General features: G+C 40.2%; 15 protein-coding genes and 1 pseudogene. 1 reads left to right on the plus strand and 15 read right to left on the minus strand.

All coding sequences use genetic code 11. The annotated features are described in order from the left end of the window. Nucleotides 1-12: 12 nt before the first annotated feature. From gatB to LFLEISCH_RS05025, 7 genes are all read right to left on the minus strand, one after another. Nucleotides 13-1,443 (minus strand): Asp-tRNA(Asn)/Glu-tRNA(Gln) amidotransferase subunit GatB, encoded by a 1,431-nt coding sequence (gene gatB / locus LFLEISCH_RS04995; RefSeq protein ID WP_007473676.1) that lies wholly within the window; start codon nt 1,441-1,443, stop codon nt 13-15. Nucleotides 1,444-1,458: 15 nt separating this feature from the next. Beyond that, a complete protein-coding gene (gene gatA / locus LFLEISCH_RS05000; RefSeq protein ID WP_007473678.1) occupies nt 1,459-2,910 on the minus strand; it encodes an Asp-tRNA(Asn)/Glu-tRNA(Gln) amidotransferase subunit GatA in 1,452 nt (483 codons plus the stop codon). Between the two features lie 18 nt (nt 2,911-2,928). Then, nucleotides 2,929-3,222, minus strand: coding sequence for an Asp-tRNA(Asn)/Glu-tRNA(Gln) amidotransferase subunit GatC (gene gatC, locus LFLEISCH_RS05005; RefSeq protein ID WP_007473679.1), 294 nt, complete (start codon nt 3,220-3,222; stop codon nt 2,929-2,931). 122 nt (nt 3,223-3,344) lie between these two features. After that, nucleotides 3,345-4,463 (minus strand): CamS family sex pheromone protein, encoded by a 1,119-nt coding sequence (locus LFLEISCH_RS05010; protein ID WP_007473681.1) that lies wholly within the window; start codon nt 4,461-4,463, stop codon nt 3,345-3,347. A 3-nt stretch (nt 4,464-4,466) separates the two neighbouring features. Continuing rightward, nucleotides 4,467-6,476: an NAD-dependent DNA ligase LigA gene (ligA, locus tag LFLEISCH_RS05015; RefSeq protein WP_007473683.1), complete on the minus strand. Its 2,010-nt coding sequence runs from the start codon at nt 6,474-6,476 to the stop codon at nt 4,467-4,469. 15 nt (nt 6,477-6,491) lie between these two features. Beyond that, complete coding sequence (pcrA, locus tag LFLEISCH_RS05020) at nt 6,492-8,687, minus strand: DNA helicase PcrA (protein ID WP_007473684.1); 2,196 nt, start codon at nt 8,685-8,687, stop codon at nt 6,492-6,494. A gap of 28 nt (nt 8,688-8,715) precedes the next feature. Continuing rightward, the gene (locus LFLEISCH_RS05025; protein WP_007473686.1) at nt 8,716-9,414 is read right to left on the minus strand and encodes a geranylgeranylglyceryl/heptaprenylglyceryl phosphate synthase; all 699 of its coding nucleotides are present in this window, start codon (nt 9,412-9,414) and stop codon (nt 8,716-8,718) included. A 541-nt stretch (nt 9,415-9,955) separates the two neighbouring features. Here LFLEISCH_RS05025 and LFLEISCH_RS05030 point away from each other — a divergent pair. Continuing rightward, a pseudogene (locus tag LFLEISCH_RS05030) lies at nt 9,956-11,306 on the plus strand (sodium-dependent transporter). A 51-nt stretch (nt 11,307-11,357) separates the two neighbouring features. Here the strand turns inward: LFLEISCH_RS05030 and LFLEISCH_RS14610 are convergent. The 8 genes from LFLEISCH_RS14610 to purM form a co-directional block, all read right to left on the minus strand. Next, nucleotides 11,358-12,674 carry a toxin Cry1Ac domain D-VI-related protein gene (locus LFLEISCH_RS14610; protein WP_007473688.1) on the minus strand — a complete coding sequence of 439 codons (1,317 nt, stop codon included), beginning with the start codon at nt 12,672-12,674 and terminating at the stop codon, nt 11,358-11,360. A gap of 109 nt (nt 12,675-12,783) precedes the next feature. Next, nucleotides 12,784-13,038: a hypothetical protein gene (locus tag LFLEISCH_RS05040; protein WP_007473690.1), complete on the minus strand. Its 255-nt coding sequence runs from the start codon at nt 13,036-13,038 to the stop codon at nt 12,784-12,786. 83 nt (nt 13,039-13,121) lie between these two features. Further along, nucleotides 13,122-13,373, minus strand: a complete 252-nt coding sequence (locus LFLEISCH_RS15830; RefSeq protein ID WP_040504769.1) for a hypothetical protein — start codon at nt 13,371-13,373, stop codon at nt 13,122-13,124. Continuing rightward, a complete protein-coding gene (locus LFLEISCH_RS05050; RefSeq protein WP_007473697.1) occupies nt 13,370-13,678 on the minus strand; it encodes a YerC/YecD family TrpR-related protein in 309 nt (102 codons plus the stop codon). The genes LFLEISCH_RS15830 and LFLEISCH_RS05050 overlap by 4 nt, the downstream gene beginning before the upstream one ends. 229 nt (nt 13,679-13,907) lie before the next feature. Next, a complete protein-coding gene (gene purD, locus LFLEISCH_RS05055; protein ID WP_007473699.1) occupies nt 13,908-15,170 on the minus strand; it encodes a phosphoribosylamine--glycine ligase in 1,263 nt (420 codons plus the stop codon). A 15-nt stretch (nt 15,171-15,185) separates the two neighbouring features. After that, entirely contained in the window at nt 15,186-16,703 is a 1,518-nt protein-coding gene (gene purH, locus LFLEISCH_RS05060) for a bifunctional phosphoribosylaminoimidazolecarboxamide formyltransferase/IMP cyclohydrolase (RefSeq protein ID WP_007473701.1), read from the minus strand. Beyond that, entirely contained in the window at nt 16,704-17,264 is a 561-nt protein-coding gene (gene purN / locus LFLEISCH_RS05065; protein WP_007473703.1) for a phosphoribosylglycinamide formyltransferase, read from the minus strand. Then, nucleotides 17,261-18,310 (minus strand): phosphoribosylformylglycinamidine cyclo-ligase, encoded by a 1,050-nt coding sequence (purM, locus tag LFLEISCH_RS05070; protein ID WP_007473705.1) that lies wholly within the window; start codon nt 18,308-18,310, stop codon nt 17,261-17,263. The genes purN and purM overlap by 4 nt, the downstream gene beginning before the upstream one ends. Between the last annotated feature and the right edge of the window lie 12 nt (nt 18,311-18,322).

Below are 18,322 nucleotides of genomic sequence, written 5' to 3' on the forward strand. Positions count from 1 at the left end.
CTTCTTTTTAGCTTAGCGTTTATTCATTTCTTCGATGAGTAGTTGGTTAACCATTTGTGGGTTGGCTTGACCTTTTGTGGCTTTCATCACTTGGCCCACGAGGAAACCTACGGCACGGTCTTTGCCGTTTTTATAGTCTTCGATTGATTGGGCATTTTCATCCAAAATTCCTGAAATAATTGTGCGGAGTTCGCCCTCATCAGAGATTTGAACAAGGCCTTTTGCTTTTACGACTTCTTCTGCATCTCCGCCGTTTGTAGCTAGTTCGCGGAAAACTTTTTTAGCGATTTTGGAAGAAATCGTGCCTTTTTCGATAAGGCCAATCATGCCAGCAAGATTAGCTGGTGTTAAGCCTGTTTCGTGTAATTCTTTTTGTTCGGCGTTAAGATATGCGGATACTTCGCCCATTAGCCAATTAGAAGCTTGTTTGGCGTCAGCTCCGGCAGCTAATGTTTCTTCAAAGAAATCGGACATTTCTTTTGTTAATGTTAGTACCATCGCATCGTAGGTTGGTAATCCTAATTCGCTCACATAACGCGCTTGACGTTTGTCTGGCAGTTCTGGGATTTCAGCGCGAATACGTTCCATCCAAGCATCATCAATAAATAAATCAACGAGGTCTGGTTCTGGGAAGTAACGATAGTCATCAGAACCTTCTTTTACACGCATAAGCGATGTTTTACCCGTTGCTTCATCAAAACGTCGTGTTTCTTGTTCGATGATGCCACCTGCCATAAGCACTTCTGCTTGGCGTTTTTCTTCATATTCAATACCTTTACGTACATTATTAAAGGAGTTTAAATTTTTAAGCTCTGTTTTCACACCAAACGCTTCTTGCCCAACTGGACGAATGGAGATATTGGCATCACAACGCATAGAGCCTTCCTCCATTTTCACATCAGAAACGCCTGTATATTGAATAATGGATTTTAATTTTTCAAGATACGCATACGCTTCTTCTGCAGAGCGGATATCTGGCTCTGAAACGATTTCAATCAGCGGGGTACCTTGGCGATTAATATCGACGAGTGAATACCCTTTATTTGTATGTGTATTTTTACCGGCATCTTCTTCTAAATGAAGACGTGTGATACCGATTTTCTTTTTACGACCGCCTACTTCGATTTCAATATGACCGTGTTCCCCAATTGGTTTATCGAATTGCGAGATTTGATAGGCTTTTGGATTATCTGGATAAAAATAGTTTTTGCGATCAAATTTAGTATGTTTGGCAATTTCACAATTAATCGCCATAGCTGCCTTCATGCCAAATTCAACAGCACGTTTATTTAAAACAGGTAATACGCCTGGCATTCCTAAATCGACTACGGTTGTATTTGTATTCGGTTCTGCACCAAAATGCGCCGGAGCAGAAGAGAAAATTTTGGATTCCGTTTTTAATTCAACATGGACTTCAAGCCCGATAATAGTTTCAAAATTCATGACTGCACCGCCTTTTTATAATGATGGTTTTCTTTTATGAAAATCTGTTGCTTGTTCAAATGCATGAGCAACTTGGTAAATTTGACCTTCTTTAAAATGATTCCCGATAATTTGAAGGCCAACTGGCAGACCCTCGCTTAACCCGCAAGGAACAGAAATCGCTGGAAGTCCTGCCAAATTAATTGGAATCGTGAGTAAGTCATTTTGATACATCGTAATCGGATCATGAATCATACCATCAATATCAAAAGCCGTTGTTGGCGTACTAGGACCAATAATCACATCATAGTTTTCAAAAACTTTCTCAAAATCTTGTTTAATTAATGTTCTTGCTTGTTGTGCTTTTTTATAATACGCATCATAATAGCCTGAACTTAGGGAATACGTACCGAGCATAATACGGCGCTTCACTTCGTCACCAAAGCCCTCCGACCGCGTTTTTTTGTAAAGTTCTTCAAGCGAATTCGCATTTTCCGTGCGGTAACCATAACGCACTCCATCAAAACGCGCTAGATTTGACGATGCTTCACTGGATGCTAAAATATAGTAACTTGCAACCCCGTACTCAGAATGCGGCAAGGAAACTTCTTCCCACGTCGCGCCAAGTTTTTCGAGTGTTTTTAAAGCATCCATAACAGCGGTTTTAACACCAGGCTGTACACCCTCGCCTAGGTACTCTTTTGGAACACCAATTTTAAGACCTTTTACATCACCCGTTAAGTATTTTGAAAAGTCTTCAACAGGGGCATCAATGGATGTCGAGTCATTTTCATCCACGCCAGAAATGGCTTGCAGCAAGTAAGCATTATCCTCAACTGTCCGAGTGATAGGACCAATTTGATCTAGCGAGGAGGCAAAAGCAATGAGCCCAAACCGAGAAATCCGTCCGTATGTAGGTTTCATTCCCACGACCCCGCAAAAAGCAGCCGGTTGGCGAATGGAACCACCCGTATCAGATCCAAGTGAAAAGAGGACTTCAGACGCTGCTACTGAAGCAGCACTGCCGCCTGATGATCCACCGGGTACTTTTGATAAGTCCCAAGGGTTATAGGTTTTATGGAAGTGAGACGTTTCCGTTGAGGAGCCCATCGCAAATTCATCCATATTTAATTTTCCGATATTAATAACTTGTGCTTGTTTTAATTTTTGTATAACGGTCGCATCGTAAATTGGGTCAAAGTTATATAAAATCTTACTTGCCGCTGTTGTTCGCAAGTTTTTTGTGACAATATTATCTTTCACCGCGATGGGTAGACCTGCCAGCATATTTTTTGGATCAATCCCTGAATCGCCAAGTTCTTCTGCGATATCGAGTGCTGTTTCTTTATTTAAAGTTATAAAAGATTGTACTTTATCTTCAACTGCATCAATACGGTCAAATGATTCTTTCACTAAGTCAAATGGCGAAATTTCTTTTTTGACTAATTTATCATGCAGATTTTTCACTGAGTGTTCAAATAATCCCAAAACTAATTCCCTCCTAGTCTAGTCTTCTAAAATCGTTGGTACTTTAAACATACCATCCTGTGTTTCAGGTGCGTTACGAAGTACTTTTTCACGTTTTAATCCAGGGTGAGAAACATCTTCCCGTAAAACGTTTGATACCTCTATGGCGTGAGAAGTTGGCTCCACATTCGCTGTATCAAGCTGGTCTAATTTTTCCACCATTTCAATAATATTGCCTAGTTGGCTTGCAAAAGCAACTGCTTCCTCACTAGAAACATCTAGTTTTGCTAAATTAGCCACTTTTAAAACGGTCTCTTTGGATATGTTTGTCAAGACGCCATCCTCCTTTTCGTTTTTTCCACTAATGCTAAAATTATATCATAGAAGCGCTTATTGCGATATAAAAATTGTGTAAAACGTAGAAAAGTTCCAAGCTTCTCGCTTGGAACTTTTCATTAGTTATAAATATGGGCCGTTGCGGCACTATCGCTAGGTTTTCGCGTAATAAGGGCAGCTGGTCCATCTGATGTAGAAATATTAACTTGGAGACTCGCTTCTTTTGGTAAATGTTTACCCACTAAATCTGTGACATATTGGGTAAATCCAATGATTTCAGCTTCTCCGTAAAATTGTAACGGAATATCAACGGCAAGTTCTCTCATTTGGCCGTCTTCATAACGGGCACGTCCAACTACACCGGTGAAATTAGGATAATATTTTTCAATATCTGCTTTAAAATTGAGGAAGGAATCATTATCTGACTTATGGTCACTTGCTGCTTCTGTAGAAGGCAAGATATAATTTTTCTCTTTTACAGTTTTAAAATTACCTAATTCATTTCCATTTGCAGTCGCATAGGCAACATAATTACCTGGTGCAACGGCATCCCTACGACCTTGTTTATAAATCGCAATTGTAACCGGTACATTTTCTAAACCTTTTGTTTGGCGGATACGCGTTAAGATGGTTTGTGACATTGCTTTTCCTTCCGCTAGCAATTTGTCATCGCTAATATCTTGTTCAAATGTGTCACCATATTGTTCTTTTTGATAGTAGTCCACAGAATTCATAGCAAGCGCTATTGAAACGCCACCAAGTGAGACTGTATCTTTATCCGTTTTCTTCAAATAATCTTGCTCTAGAATGTGTGCTAAATAAATTGGATTACGATTTTCCCCAAATCCATTGTCAACTGGATTTAAGCCCTCTTTATTTTTATCACTTTTCCTGCCAAGCCAAGAAGTTAATAAATCTTTGTCTAAATACTGACCTTCTTGGAACAGATAATTATCTGATGAATATTCATTTTGTGAAATACGCATTAGGCCCGCTTCGAGCTCATTAATATCATAGCGGGAATAAATATTGGAAACGACTAGGCCTCTGGATTTACTAGCCTTATAAGGTAAGACTGTTTTATAGTAATTCTCAGAAATTTGGTTTTTCGTCATAATGCCTGTTTCACTTTTTTTCTCTTCGTCTTTTGTGACCACTTTCTCATCTGATGTCAGTTTAGGCGCACATCCTGTTAACACAAGCAGGGAGGCCAAAACGAGTATTAAATATTTTTTCATTATTTATAATTCACCCTCATCTGGTAAGTATTCCATAAGCTCTTCTTCCGACCAAACAGGTATACCAAGTTCATTTGCTTTTTCTAGCTTAGAACCCGCATCACTGCCTGCTACAACAATATCCGTTTTTTTGCTGACGCTACTTGAAACATCGCCACCAAGTTTCATTATGAGCGATTTCGCCTCATCGCGCGTAAGTTTTTCCAATTTTCCTGTTAAAACTACCTTTTTCCCGGAAAAAACAAGGTCTTCCGTATCTTCTTCAGAAAGACGTGGACCTGTGTAGGCCATATTTACGCCATATGATTTAAGTTCGGCTAGTAACTCATGCACTTCTTCATTTTCAAAGTAAGTGACAATACTATCTGCCATTTTTTCGCCAATATCGGCTGTGTTTTGAAGGGTTTCTTTATCTGCTTGTCTAAGAGCATCCATCGTATCAAACTCAAGTGCGAGTGTTCTTGCCGCTTTTTCCCCCACGTGACGAATCCCAAGTCCAAATAACAAGCGTTCAAGAGAATTTTGTTTACTGGCTTCGATGCTTGCTAATAAATTGGAAACAGATTTTTCTCCCATTCTTTCTAATTCTAACAGTTTTTCTTTCGAAAGGGAAAACAAATCTGCTACATCACTGATAAGTTGATGGGAAAAAAGTTGGGTTATGACTTTTTCGCCTAGTCCGTCAATATTCATGGCATTACGTGATACGAAATGAATGAGTCCTTCTTTAATCTGCGCTTTACATTTTGGATTAATGCACCGAAGCGCCACTTCATCTTCTAGACGGACAAGTTCACTTCCACAATCCGGACACACTTTTGGCATTTGGAAAGGTTCTTCGCTTCCTGTCCTGTTCTCTTTTATGCTGCGAATAACTTCCGGGATAATATCCCCTGCTTTTTTGATGACAACGGTATCACCGATGCGAATATCTTTTTCATGAATTAAATCTTCATTATGAAGGGAAGCACGGCCGACTGTTGTCCCCGCTACTTGAACAGGATTTAAAATAGCTGTTGGGGTTACAACACCTGTTCTACCAACGCTTAGTTCAATATCAAGTAAAGTTGTTTCGACTTCCTCAGCTGGAAATTTATAGGCGATGGCCCAGCGCGGCGTTTTAACACGGGCACCGAGTTCATTTTGCTGCGCTAAATCATTGACTTTAATTACAATACCGTCAATATCATAACTTAGGGATGTTCGTTTTTCCGTCCATTTTTTAATATAAGCAAATACTTCATCCATTGTCCGGCAAACTTCACGCTCTTTATTTGTTCGTAAGCCAAGTTCCCCGAGCATATCGAGACCTTCACTATGTTTTGCCACGCCCATTTCTCCAAAATCAGCTACTGCATAAAGAAAAATATCTAAATTACGTGATGCTGCAATTTTAGTATCTAGTTGTCTAAGTGATCCAGCCGCAGCATTACGCGGGTTAGCAAATAAAACAAGACCTTCTTCTTCACGCTTTTCATTTAATTTTTTAAAGGATTCTTTTGGCATAAACGCTTCACCGCGAACCTCAATTGAAAAATCACGTTTTAGCTTCATAGGAACGGAACGTATTGTACGTAAATTGGCGGTAATATCTTCCCCGACAGTTCCGTCACCACGAGTAGCACCGCGTTTATAGCGCCCAGCGTCATATTCAAGTGAGACGGCAAGGCCATCAATTTTAAGTTCGCACATATATTCCCGGTCATCTCCGACTTTTTCGCGGACACGACGGTCAAAATCGAGCAAATCTTGTTCATTAAAAGCATTCGCTAAACTTAACATGGGTGTTTTATGTGCCACTTTTGTAAACCCTTCTAATACTTCACCGCCGATGCGTTGTGATGGTGAATCGCTCGTGACCCAATCAGGGTGTTTTTCCTCCAAAGCGATTAACTCATGTAGAAGTTTATCATATACGGCATCTTCGACAGTTGGCATATCTAGGGCGTAATATTCATAACTATATTGCTCTAACTTCGCGATTATTTCATCATATCTGTTTCTCTCACTCATGCTTTCCACCTACCTTTACACTTTTTCAATTGGCGCAAATTCGGCCAGCAATCGTTTAATTCCAGTTGGACTAGGAAAAGCGATATCAAGTTCCATATTGCTTCCTTCTCCTTTTACGCTAACAACTGTTCCTGTGCCCCATTTTTTATGAGCGGCCTTATCACCGACAGCCCAGCCTAGATTCTCTGCTCCGCTTGACTGATAAGTGGCAATAGGTTTTGTATTTAGAACCGAGCGTTTAAATGGTACTTCTTTCAGCTTGTTTTCATTTCCCGTCTCCAGCAAATCTTGCGGAATTTCGCCAATAAAACGTGATTCGGCATTTGCGGTTGAGCGTCCAAATAGCATGCGGGAATAAGCACTTGTGATAAACAGTTCTTCTTCAGCACGCGTGATGCCCACATAAGCAAGACGGCGTTCTTCTTCCATTTCATCTTCTTCAAAAAGGGCACGTGAATGCGGGAAAATTCCTTCTTCAAGGCCAACTAAAAAGACAACCGGGAACTCTAAACCTTTTGCTGAATGAAGTGTCATGAGTGTGACAGCGCCCGTTTGCTCTAAGTCGTCCTCTAATTGATCCACGTCTGCTACAAGTGCTAAGTCCGTTAAAAAGGCGAGCAGTGACTTATCCTCACTTTCTTTTTCGAAGTTTTGCGTAACAGAAAGGAACTCGTCAATATTTTCAAGTCGTGTCTGGGCTTCAATCGTTCTTTCATTTTTCAGCATGTCGCGGTAACCCGTTTTCTCCAAAACTTGCTCGACAAGCTCTGTAACTGAAAGAAATTCCTGCATTTGGCTAAATCCGCGGATTAAATCGTGGAATTCGACCAATTGTTTGCTTGTTTTCGCGGGTATGCCGGCGAGTTCAATACGATTTAAAACTTCAAATAATGTTAAATCATAGGCATTTGCAGTATTGGCCATTTTATCTAATGAGCCAGCGCCAACACCACGTTTGGGTACATTAATGATACGCGCTAAACTAATATCATCTTCGTTATTCGAAATAAGACGCAAATACGCTAAAATATCTTTAATTTCTTTACGGTCATAGAATTTAGTGCCACCAACCATGGTATAGGCCATATTGGATTTCATGAAAAATTCCTCCATGACACGGGACTGAGCATTTGTTCGGTAAAGAATTGCAAAATCAGATAATGGTCGATTTTTATTTGCGACTTCTTCTTGAATTTTGCTCACAACATAAGACGCTTCTTCTTTTTCCGTTAAGGCTTTATGATAGAAAATTTTTGCGCCTTCGTCATTACTGGTCCACAAATTTTTCGGCTTACGATTTCGATTATTTTCGATAACGTGGTTTGCGGCTTCTAAAATTCGTTTTGTGGATCTGTAGTTTTCCTCAAGCATAATCATTTTCGCATTAGGATAATCCTTTTCAAACGATAAAATGTTGGAAATATCCGCACCGCGCCATCCGTAAATGGACTGATCGGAGTCGCCGACAACACAAAGATTGCGTAGTTTAGCCGCGAAAAGTTTCACGAGCAAGTACTGCGCATGGTTCGTATCTTGATATTCATCAACATGAATGTATTGAAATTTTCGCTGATAGTATTCTAAAACTTCAGGTACACGTTCAAAAAGCTGGATTGTCACCATAATTAAATCATCAAAATCTAGCGCCTGATTTTTTTTCAGCTTCTTCTCGTATGCCTCATACACTTCCGCCACCATCTTATCGTAGTAGCCGCTTGCCTCGCGCTTATAAAGTGCTGCGTCCATTAACTCATTTTTAGCATTGCTAATGGAAGCTAGGATGCCACGTGGCTCATATTTTTTAGAATCAATATTTTTATCTTTTAAAATACCTTTAATGACGGAAAGCTGGTCACTGCTGTCTAAAATCGTAAAATTGCGCTCATAACCGATTCGGTCAATGTCACGTCTTAAAATACGCACGCACATAGAGTGGAAAGTAGACATCCAAATGGACTCTGCTATCCCGCCAAGTAGGCCCGTAACACGCGCTTTCATTTCGCGCGCCGCTTTATTTGTAAAGGTAATTGCTAAAATATTATAGGGATTCACTTCACGCTCTTTAATTAAATAGGCAATTCGGTGTGTTAAAACGCGCGTCTTCCCACTACCCGCTCCTGCCATAATTAAAAGCGGTCCCTCCGTTGTTTGTACCGCTCGTTTTTGTTCACTATTAAGTCCTTTTACTAGTTCTTCACTGTTTAATTGCATTTTTATCCACCACCACAAACATTTGTTCTTATTTTATCATATTATCCCCGCGCCCGCTAGCCCTAGCCGAGACGCGTGTTGTTGCTAGTGCTTCCTCTAAATTTTCATAAATTAAGTTACCCACAATAATGACATCCGCCACTTCTGCCATTTTTTTAGCATCTATAAGCGAGCGAATTCCTCCACCGTACCACAATTTTGTCTCGCTTAGAACCGCTTTTGCAGCCTTTAAAATCGTGACATCCCCGAATATACCACTATATTCCACATAAAAAATCGGCAGGTGGAAAAAATGTTCTGCCAGTTCAGCATACGCCGCAACAGTTTCTGCTTCCAAATTGGTCTCTGCCCCGGTTTTAATCGCCGCTTTTGCATCTTTGTTTAAAATCACATAACCAACTGGCGAAAGTCGCCTAAACGGTACATGAGGGGCATATTTGCGTAAAATTTCCACATGCAACCCATGCGACCAAGTGGTGTCACGTGTATTTAATACCATCGGAATTAAAAATTGGTCAGCTAACGGTAAAATCATGTCCGGTGTACTCACCTCTAAATAAAGAGGCAAATCAGTTTCCATAAAGCATTCATAAGTTTCTGTGACATTTTCTAATGTAATTTCATCGGTGCCACCAATAATAAAGCCATCCGTTTCGCTTTGTAACAACCGCTTAATGGCTTCTTCTGAGAGTGGCTTTGCTGGATCTATTTTAAATAAATGCCGCACATACACTAACTCCCTTACTAAAATTCCAATTTTGAATAGCTAGACTCATCTATTATAGCATTTGTTGGTTTTTCATTCATCTGTTCCAGCCAGAATTTAACTTTTTTTGAACTTTTTTTAATATCCATAGAAATTTAGCATGTTATAGATACAAAAAAACTTGTCATGAAACCTCTTAAAAAGAGTTTTCATGACAAGTTTAGGTTGCGGAATGTTTTGTTTCTTGACTAATAAAATAGCCAAAAAGCGCTGAGGTTAAAACAAATGAATCCCATTTTAACAAACAAAGAATATAGATGATGGTTAAAATAGTTATACGTATGTAAAATACTTCCTCCTAAATCCAACTAAACCTCTTTTTCCTTTTAAGTATACTAAAAATCAGGCGGTTTATACTGGCATGATTAAGCAGATCAATTTTCGCGAAACTTGTCTTGAATAGATTTTTTATGTATGAAATGTAATTTTTTATGAAAATATATCCAAAACAAGCGAATTATTTGGTATGATAAACTTTACTTCATCTCGAAAGGGGAATTTTATGCAACAAAAAGAAAAATGGGGTTCTAAAATTGGATTTATATTAGCATCTGCTGGTTCAGCCATTGGAATTGGAGCCATTTGGAAATTACCATATGTGGCCGCAACAGCAGGCGGGGGTGCTTTCTTTTTACTTTTTCTCGTCATTACTTTATTCGTTGTTATGCCTATTTTAATTGCAGAATTTATTATCGGGCGCAGTTCTGGCGGAGATGCCATTTTAGCATACAAGACGCTTGCACCAAACACAAAATGGGATTTACTTGGGAAATTAGGCGTTATTGGTGCGAGTATTTTATTTTCATTTTATAGTGTTGTTGGTGGATGGATTATTACTTACCTATTTAAAGCCTTATCCATGAGTTTAGCGGGGGCAAAGCAGGCAGAATTACTACAAGAATTCAGTAATACGACAGCAAATCCTTATCTATCGCTTGGCGCCACCTTTATTTTTATCCTACTTAATGTCTTAGTGATTAACCGCGGCGTTGTTTCCGGGATTGAGAAAATGAGCAAATTTATGATGCCAGCTCTTTTTTATTTTATTTTTAGTTTTAATTATTCGTTCATTAACGCTTGACGGTGCGATGAGTGGCGTGCAGTTTTTCTTAAAACCTGATTTCACGCATATGACAGCAAACACAATTTTAATTACACTTGGTCAAGCCTTTTTCTCACTCAGTGTTGGGATTTCAGTTATGGTAACATACAGCTCTTATCTTGATAAATCTGTCAGCTTACCACAGTCCGCCATTTCCGTCGCCCTCATGAACGTCGGAGTCTCTCTTCTAGCCGGACTCGCGATTTTCCCAGCCGCCTTTTCATTTGGTATTACACCAGATGCTGGGCCGGGCTTATTATTTGTCATCTTACCATCCATTTTCAATCAATTACCGTTTGGAACGCTATTCTTTGTCATTTTTCTACTTTTATTCCTTTTCGCAGCCCTTACGTCAAGCTTCTCCATGCTCGAGGCAACGGTTGCACCGATTATGTCTAGCGGCGTTTCTCGTAAAAAAGCGAGTACGTGGATGGGTATACTAATCATGATTATGGCCGTTCCGTCGGCGCTTAGTTTCGGCGTATGGAATGACATCCACATTTTCGGCCTAACCTTCTTTGAATTCGCAGACTATCTCGTTTCAAATATCATCCTCCCAATTGGCGCCCTATTCATCTCCATTTTTGTCGGCTACAGACTGCCAAGACAACTTTTACAAGATGAATTTACCGCAAGCAGCCATTTTGGCAAAAAAATGTTTATCATTTGGCTATTCATCATCAAATATATCGCCCCTATCGCGATTATATTCGTCTTTTTAAGCGCAACAGGAATTTTAAAATTATTTTAAACACAAAAAAACACTTTTCAAGTAGCCACGGCTACCTGAAAAGTGTTTTTTCTAATAATTTAAAAGCTCTTGTTCACTTGTCACATTAACAATATACGCGCTCCCGTGCAGTTTTTGAAGAACCATTTTCATTTGACTAGTCGGAATCGAAACACAACCAGCAGTAGGCGCCCCGTTACTACAATGCAAGAAAAACCCTGATCCCGCACCTTTTGTTCGGGCCGTATTGTAATTAATCACAACCCCGTACTGATATTGGGTAGGAAAGCTCGCCATATGCTCATCTGAACCACTCGATGACTCGCGCTCCTGCCAAGTATTATACTGGCTATCGTTCACGTTTGAAATCCAGTAACTGTTATTCGTAATTTGTCTAAAAGAAAGTGATGTTCCCGGATTACTCGTTCCAAAGGCAAACCCTAAAGAATAAGCCCCTCTAGGCGTACGACTATGGTATTCATCTGCAGATCCAACGCCTTCCGCCCCCACTTGCCCGTAAGTTTTGAATACTTGATTCCACGCCCCACCTGATTTCTCCCAAAAACTCACTTGTGCACTAGTACCACTCGCAACAACTGTAATGATTTGGCTTGTACGCGCAGCTAAGTTCATTTTCGCTACAATTGGTTGCGGTGCTTTACTGCTTGGGCTCTCTTTTTGTTCTGACTCATTTTGCTTCAGTACAGGACTTTTCTCTTGGGACGAAAAAGTTCGATTTTTTTCTTGCCTATTTGAATCCCCAGAAGAAGGCTCCACTTTTCGACTCGCTACCGATTGTTCTTGTTTTTTGGCTGCCATTTTTTCCTGTGCTTTTTTAATAGCCACTTTACGTGCCTTCTCTTGACTCGCTAACAATTGATAAGCTTTTTCGACATCTCGTTTAAGCTCCAATTTTGTTTTAGCTTGCGGCGTTGAATTCAGCACAGCTTGTTTCACTCCATCCAATTTATCTTTTGTAACATGCTGGGCTAATGACCGCTTCGTTTCATCTGTGAACAATGCGGCCACGTTTTGCTTACTTAATTCGACTTCCTTTTCAAATTTTTCTGCGCGAAGTCGCTTTTTTTCCAAATCCGCTTTCATCTTTTTATTTTTTAATTGCCCAATTAATTGTTGTGCTTTTTTATTTAAATCTTCCGAATAATTATCATTTAACATAAGCAGTTTATCCGATGCAAACAAACGATTGACGGCTGAACGAGCATTTTGTTCTAGTGATTGCTCTCTTTCTAAAGCCACTTTTCGCGCCTCTTCCTGCTCTTCCTTGGCCTTCACAGTTTCATGGTGCTTGATTCCAATAACTGAAACAATCATGATTAAAACTAAAAAGCTAGTGGTAGCAAACCAAAACGTTTTTTTCCCCTTCAAATTAAAACCTCCCCATTTTAAATATATAGATTATTTTACTAAATTATCTATAAATATTAAAATATTTAACTTATAGACAAAAAAAAAGAACCATTTCTGGTTCTTTTGATTAATACGCTTCACGCCACTTCCAGTCTTTCATTTCCTCTGAAATATGTCTGAATAAGTAATTTTCTGAAAAACTGTATACAACTGCACAACGCTTAGCAATTTCTAAACTTTTTGTCATACCGTGATCATTTTCGGCAAAATAAGCATAGCCGTTTTTTACCTTTTCAATGGTTACGCTAAGTCCTGATGAATGTTCGCCAATAATTTTCATATTTTCACCTGCTTCGCTTATAAAATCAATGTTTATAAACATAGTGTATGCCTCGCATATGAAATTTTCATGAAAACTTCTTAATAAAAAAGAAGAAAACCTGTTAAGATTTTCTTCTCTCATAATTAAAAGGCCATTAAAATTAAACTTAGTACACAAATAAACATGCCAGATAGGCCAATCGCAATACCAATATAACTTTTCGACCGGAGATTCATAAGTGTTGTAAAAGAAAAACAAATAATAAAAATCCAATGCCAAAAAAGGTTAAAATCAAGCCCTATTCCTGTTTGAATCATATTAAATGCAAAATAGATGACCGCTAATATTAAAATAGCGATGATGGTAATTTGAAAACGATTGCTTCCTTTTTTTATTCATTAACATCCTCTTGCTTTTTCATGCGTCCAAAGACCACTTCATACATATCATTGCCGTAGTTAAGCGAGCGCTTTACACGAGAAATCGTAGCTGTACTTGCACCAGTTTCTGCTTCAATAACATTATATGTTTTTCCTTCTGAAAGCATCTTGGCTACTTGAAAACGCTGTGTCATAGACTGAATTTCATTCACTGTACAGACATCATCAAAAAAAGCGTAGCATTCTTCAAGCGTTTCAAGCGTTAAAATACCCTTAAAAAAAGCATCTAAACCTTCCCCACGAATCTTTTCGATTTGCATTTTATCTTACCTCCGTTTATCTACTTATACTTTCATATTTTAACGTACCAACGCGTAAAAAAGCAACTACTTTATTTCTGTAAAAGAAAAATCAAGCTTGTAGAAAAACTAAAAGTTTACGCAAAACAAAACGATTCTCACCAAAACCAGACTGCTGACACTCGGTGATCTTCGTTGTTATCGCCGTGTGTCAGCAGTCTGAAAAGCAAGCTTGTGCTCGCTTTATATTCTATTCGGCTTTTAGGCCAATGTCAATTCGGTAGAAGAAATCTGGATTATCTAATTTCTTCATTTCTTCATATAGGTGCAAACGAGCTTCTTTCATCGTGGCACCGGAAGTCTCAAGAAGTAAAACCCGACCGCCATTTGAAATAAAATTCGAAGCCTCATCTCGTTTTGTTCCAGCATGATAAATTCCAATTTCCGGGCTAATTTGTTCTAGTCCAGTTAATATATGGCCTTTTTCATAAGCATCTGGATAGCCTTTTGCCGCTAGAACGACACCTAAATTCAGGCCTTCTTTTTGAAAACGGACATCTGGTTTTTCATTATGGAGTAGTGCTAGAATGAGCGCCGCAAAATCACTCTCTAGGCGAGGGAGGACGACTTGTGTTTCCGGGTCCCCGAAACGCGCATTAAATTCAATGACTTTTGGACCCGATTCGGTTGCAATTAATCCGGCATACAAAACGCCGCGGAACGGGCGACCTTCTATTTTCATGCCTTTTGCTGTCGGAATTAAAATCGTTTCGATGGCTTCCTTTTCAATCGCGGAAGAAATACTTGAAACGGGCGAATAAGCACCCATACCACCTGTATTTGGCCCCTTGTCACCATCATAAGCCCGCTTATGATCTTTTGCTATGGCCATTGGATAGACTTCATCGCCGTTTACAAAGGCCATTAAAGAAAATTCTTCCCCTTCTAGAAATTCTTCGATGACTACTTTTTCTGAGGCTTCGCCAAATCGTTTTTGAAGCATCATTTCTTTTAGCGCAAGCGTAGCTTCTGGCATTGTCATGGCGACAGCAACGCCTTTTCCGGCTGCAAGCCCGTCCGCCTTAATCACAATGGGAACTCCTTTTTCATCCAAATAGGCTTTTGCTTTGTTATAGTCAGTGAAGGTTTCTGACTTTGCGGTTGGAATTTGGTACTTTTTCATGAACTGTTTGGCGTAATCTTTGCTGCCTTCGATGAGCGCGGCTTTTTTGCTGGGACCAAAAGCGAGCAATCCTGCGTTTTCGAATTCATCCACAATACCTTCTAAAAGGGGGATTTCTGGTCCTACTATGGTATAGCTTATGTCTTCTTTTTGGGCAAACTGGATAAGTGCTTTGGCATCTGTTTCTGGGATAGCGATACAATTTATTCCACTTTGAGCCATGCCATCGTTGCCTGGTGCACAAAATACATTTGTGACGCCACGCGAATGAAGGAGTTTTTGGCAAATGGCATGTTCTCTACCACCGCTACCAATGACAAGTAAATTCATCTTTTCACTTCCTTTTTAATGTTTAAAATGACGAACATGTGTCATGACCATCGCGATTCCATACTTATTCGCCATTTCGATAGAATCTGTATCTTTGATTGATCCGCCTGGTTGAATAATGGCTGTGATTCCTGCTTCTGCTGCCGCAAGCACAGTATCATCCATCGGAAAGAAAGCATCACTTGCAAGAACTGCTCCCTTAGCCTTTTCACCCGCTTGTTTTAGCGCAATCTGAGCTGAGCCGATGCGATTCATTTGACCCGCGCCAATCCCAAGCGTTTGCACATCATTCCCTACCACAATCGCATTAGATTTTACATGCTTCACAATTTTCCACTGGATAAGAAGCGCACGCATTTCCGCATCTGTTGGTTTTTTCTCCGTAACAACCGTAAACGTTTCAGGATTTTCCAAAAGCGAATCACTATCTTGAACAAGCAGACCGAAACCTACAGACACCTTCTCAAGGCTCGGCGCAAAATTCGAAAAATCTACAGTCAATAAGCGAATATTTTTCTTTTTGGTTAAAATCGCTAAAGCGGGTTCAGAAAAACTTGGCGCCACAATGATTTCCAGAAAAATTTCACTCAAACGTTGCGCTGTTTTCGCGTCGACTTCCCGGTTTAACGCTACAATCCCGCCAAAAATGGACGTTTTATCAGCCTCATAAGCCTTTTCATATGCATCAAAAATAGTCTCTCCGATGCCGACACCGCACGGATTCATGTGCTTCACTGCAACAGCAGCTGGCTCGGTAAATTCTGCCGCTAATTTAAGCGCAGCGTCTGTATCACGAATATTATTGTAGGACAATTCTTTCCCGTGTAGCTGATTCGCATTTGAAATGCCTGATGCCTGAGATAGCGGCTCCTTGTAAAACGCGGCTTTCTGATGAGGATTTTCACCATAACGCAAACTTTGCTTTAAATCATAAGGAATCGTTAATTTCTCAGGAAATTCATCTTCTGTTAGAAAGCCTGCGATAAGGGCATCATAAAAGGCTGTATGACGGAAAACTTTAGCCGCCAGTTTCGCGCGCGTAGCACCCTTCACTTCCCCTTCTTCCAGTTCGGCTAAAACAGGTTTGTAATCTGCCTCATCTACTAAAACCGTGACGGATTGATAGTTTTTAGCCGCTGAGCGAAGCATAGAGGGACCGCCAATATCAATGTTTTCGATGGCTTCAGAAAGTGTCGCATCGGGTTTTTGAATCGTCTCTTGAAAAGGATATAAATTGACACATACTAAATCAATGGGCTTAATGCCGTGAAGTTTGGCTTCCTTAACGTGCGTTCCCAAATCGCGCCTGAAAAGTAGACCGCCGTGAATCATCGGATGGAGCGTTTTGACGCGTCCGTCTAGCATTTCAGGAAACTCTGTCACCTCTTCAATTCCGATTGTCACAACCCCGTTTTCTTCCAGTATTTTCTTTGTGCCGCCCGTTGAAATAATTTCAAAGTCCAGTTTAACGAGTGCCTTCGCAAACTCCACAACACCGGCCTTGTCCGACACACTAATGAGTGCTCTTTTCATTTATTTTAACTTCCCCTCTACTAATTTTTTCACCACTTTGGGGTAAAAGATATGTTCGATTTCGTGAATTTTTGCCGTGAGTGTCTCCTCCGTCTCATGCGGTTCAATTGGAATACTTTCGCTCGCAATAACTGGCCCCGTATCCATTCCCGCATCTACAAAATGTGCGGTGACACCCGTCTCATGCGCCCCGTCTGAAAGTGCCTGTAAAATGGCATCTTTGCCCGGGTATTTGGGTAATAGTGATGGATGTAAATTGATAATGTGATTAGGATACGAGAGAAGGAGTGTCTCCCCAATTAAACGCATATAGCCAGCAAGCACAATCCATTCCACATCATTCGCTCGTAGTTCGGCTAAAATCGCGGTTTCAAAATCGGCTTTACTCGGATAGTCTTGTGGGCGAAACAAAAATGCTGGTACTCCTAATTTTGAGGCTTTGTCTAACACTTTGGCGCCCGCTTTATCACAAATAACTAGTGCAATTTTTGGGCCAATCTCACTTTTTACGAGGGCTTCGAAATTTGTTCCGGTTCCAGATGCAAAGACGGTGATTTTCATTGTTCATCCCCGCGAACAAAAGTAACCGGCTCCGCTTGCTTTTCTGTCACACGACCAATTTGATAGGCTTCTTCATTTTGCTCTTTAAAGGCTAGTAAAACCTTCTCCGCCTCATTTTCCGGGACAGCAAGGACTAACCCAATACCCATATTAAAAATATTAAACATTTCCATTTCATCTAATTGCCCACGCATTTTTAAACTGTTAAAAATAGGTAATTCCGGCCAAGAACCTAACGCTATTTCGGCTGCTAAATGTTCGCCTAGCATTCTCGGTAGATTTTCAATAAAACCGCCACCAGTAATATGGGCAATGCCGTTTACTTTTGTTTGTTTTAAAATATTTAAAACGGGTTTGACGTAAATTTTAGTCGGTTCAAGAAGATAATCGCCTAGCTTCCCTTCTGGTAGTTCAGGTAAGGTATCTTCTAATTGAAAACGGCCATCTTTTAAGTAAATTTTCCTTACGAGCGAATAACCGTTACTATGAATACCGCTAGAAGGGAGTCCAATGAGGATATCACCATTTTGTACGGCATCTTTATGAATGAGTTGGCTTTTTTCAACGGCTCCCACGGTAAAGCCGGCTAAATCGTAGTCATCTGCCGCATACATATCTGGCATTTCAGCTGTTTCTCCGCCAATAAGCGCACAACCTGCCATTTCGCAGCCAGTCGCAACCCCTTGAACAATTTGCTCCATTTTAGACGGATTGTTTTTTCCAGTAGCGATGTAGTCTAAGAAGAAAAGTGGTTCTGCACCTTGTGCGAGTATGTCGTTTACACACATGGCTACGCAGTCAATTCCGATTGTATCGTGTTTATTCATGGCAATGGCAAGCATCAGTTTTGTACCTACACCGTCCGTGCCTGAAACTAAAACGGGTTCTTTTAAGGCGAGTGCACTTAAATCAAACATGCCACCAAATGAGCCGAGTGCGCCCATAACGCCTAAGCGCTTTGTTTTTTCCACATGTTTTTGAATGCGTTCTACGACTTCATATCCTGCATGAACATCAACGCCCGCTTTGCTGTATGCATTTTCCACTTTTTAACACTT

It is taken from the genome of Listeria fleischmannii subsp. fleischmannii LU2006-1, assembly GCF_000344175.1.
Classification (GTDB): domain Bacteria; phylum Bacillota; class Bacilli; order Lactobacillales; family Listeriaceae; genus Listeria; species Listeria fleischmannii.

What these genes read in the sequence shown, in the direction of transcription:
- gatB (WP_007473676.1), bottom strand. Translation starts at nt 1,443, where the DNA reads ATGAATTTTGAAACTATTATCGGGCTTGAAGTCCATGTTGAATTAAAA.
- LFLEISCH_RS05010 (WP_007473681.1), bottom strand. Translation starts at nt 4,463, where the DNA reads ATGAAAAAATATTTAATACTCGTTTTGGCCTCCCTGCTTGTGTTAACA.
- ligA (WP_007473683.1), bottom strand. Translation starts at nt 6,476, where the DNA reads ATGAGTGAGAGAAACAGATATGATGAAATAATCGCGAAGTTAGAGCAA.
- pcrA (WP_007473684.1), bottom strand. Translation starts at nt 8,687, where the DNA reads ATGCAATTAAACAGTGAAGAACTAGTAAAAGGACTTAATAGTGAACAA.
- LFLEISCH_RS05040 (WP_007473690.1), bottom strand. Translation starts at nt 13,038, where the DNA reads ATGTTTATAAACATTGATTTTATAAGCGAAGCAGGTGAAAATATGAAA.
- LFLEISCH_RS05050 (WP_007473697.1), bottom strand. Translation starts at nt 13,678, where the DNA reads ATGCAAATCGAAAAGATTCGTGGGGAAGGTTTAGATGCTTTTTTTAAG.
- purD (WP_007473699.1), bottom strand. Translation starts at nt 15,170, where the DNA reads ATGAATTTACTTGTCATTGGTAGCGGTGGTAGAGAACATGCCATTTGC.
- purH (WP_007473701.1), bottom strand. Translation starts at nt 16,703, where the DNA reads ATGAAAAGAGCACTCATTAGTGTGTCGGACAAGGCCGGTGTTGTGGAG.
- purN (WP_007473703.1), bottom strand. Translation starts at nt 17,264, where the DNA reads ATGAAAATCACCGTCTTTGCATCTGGAACCGGAACAAATTTCGAAGCC.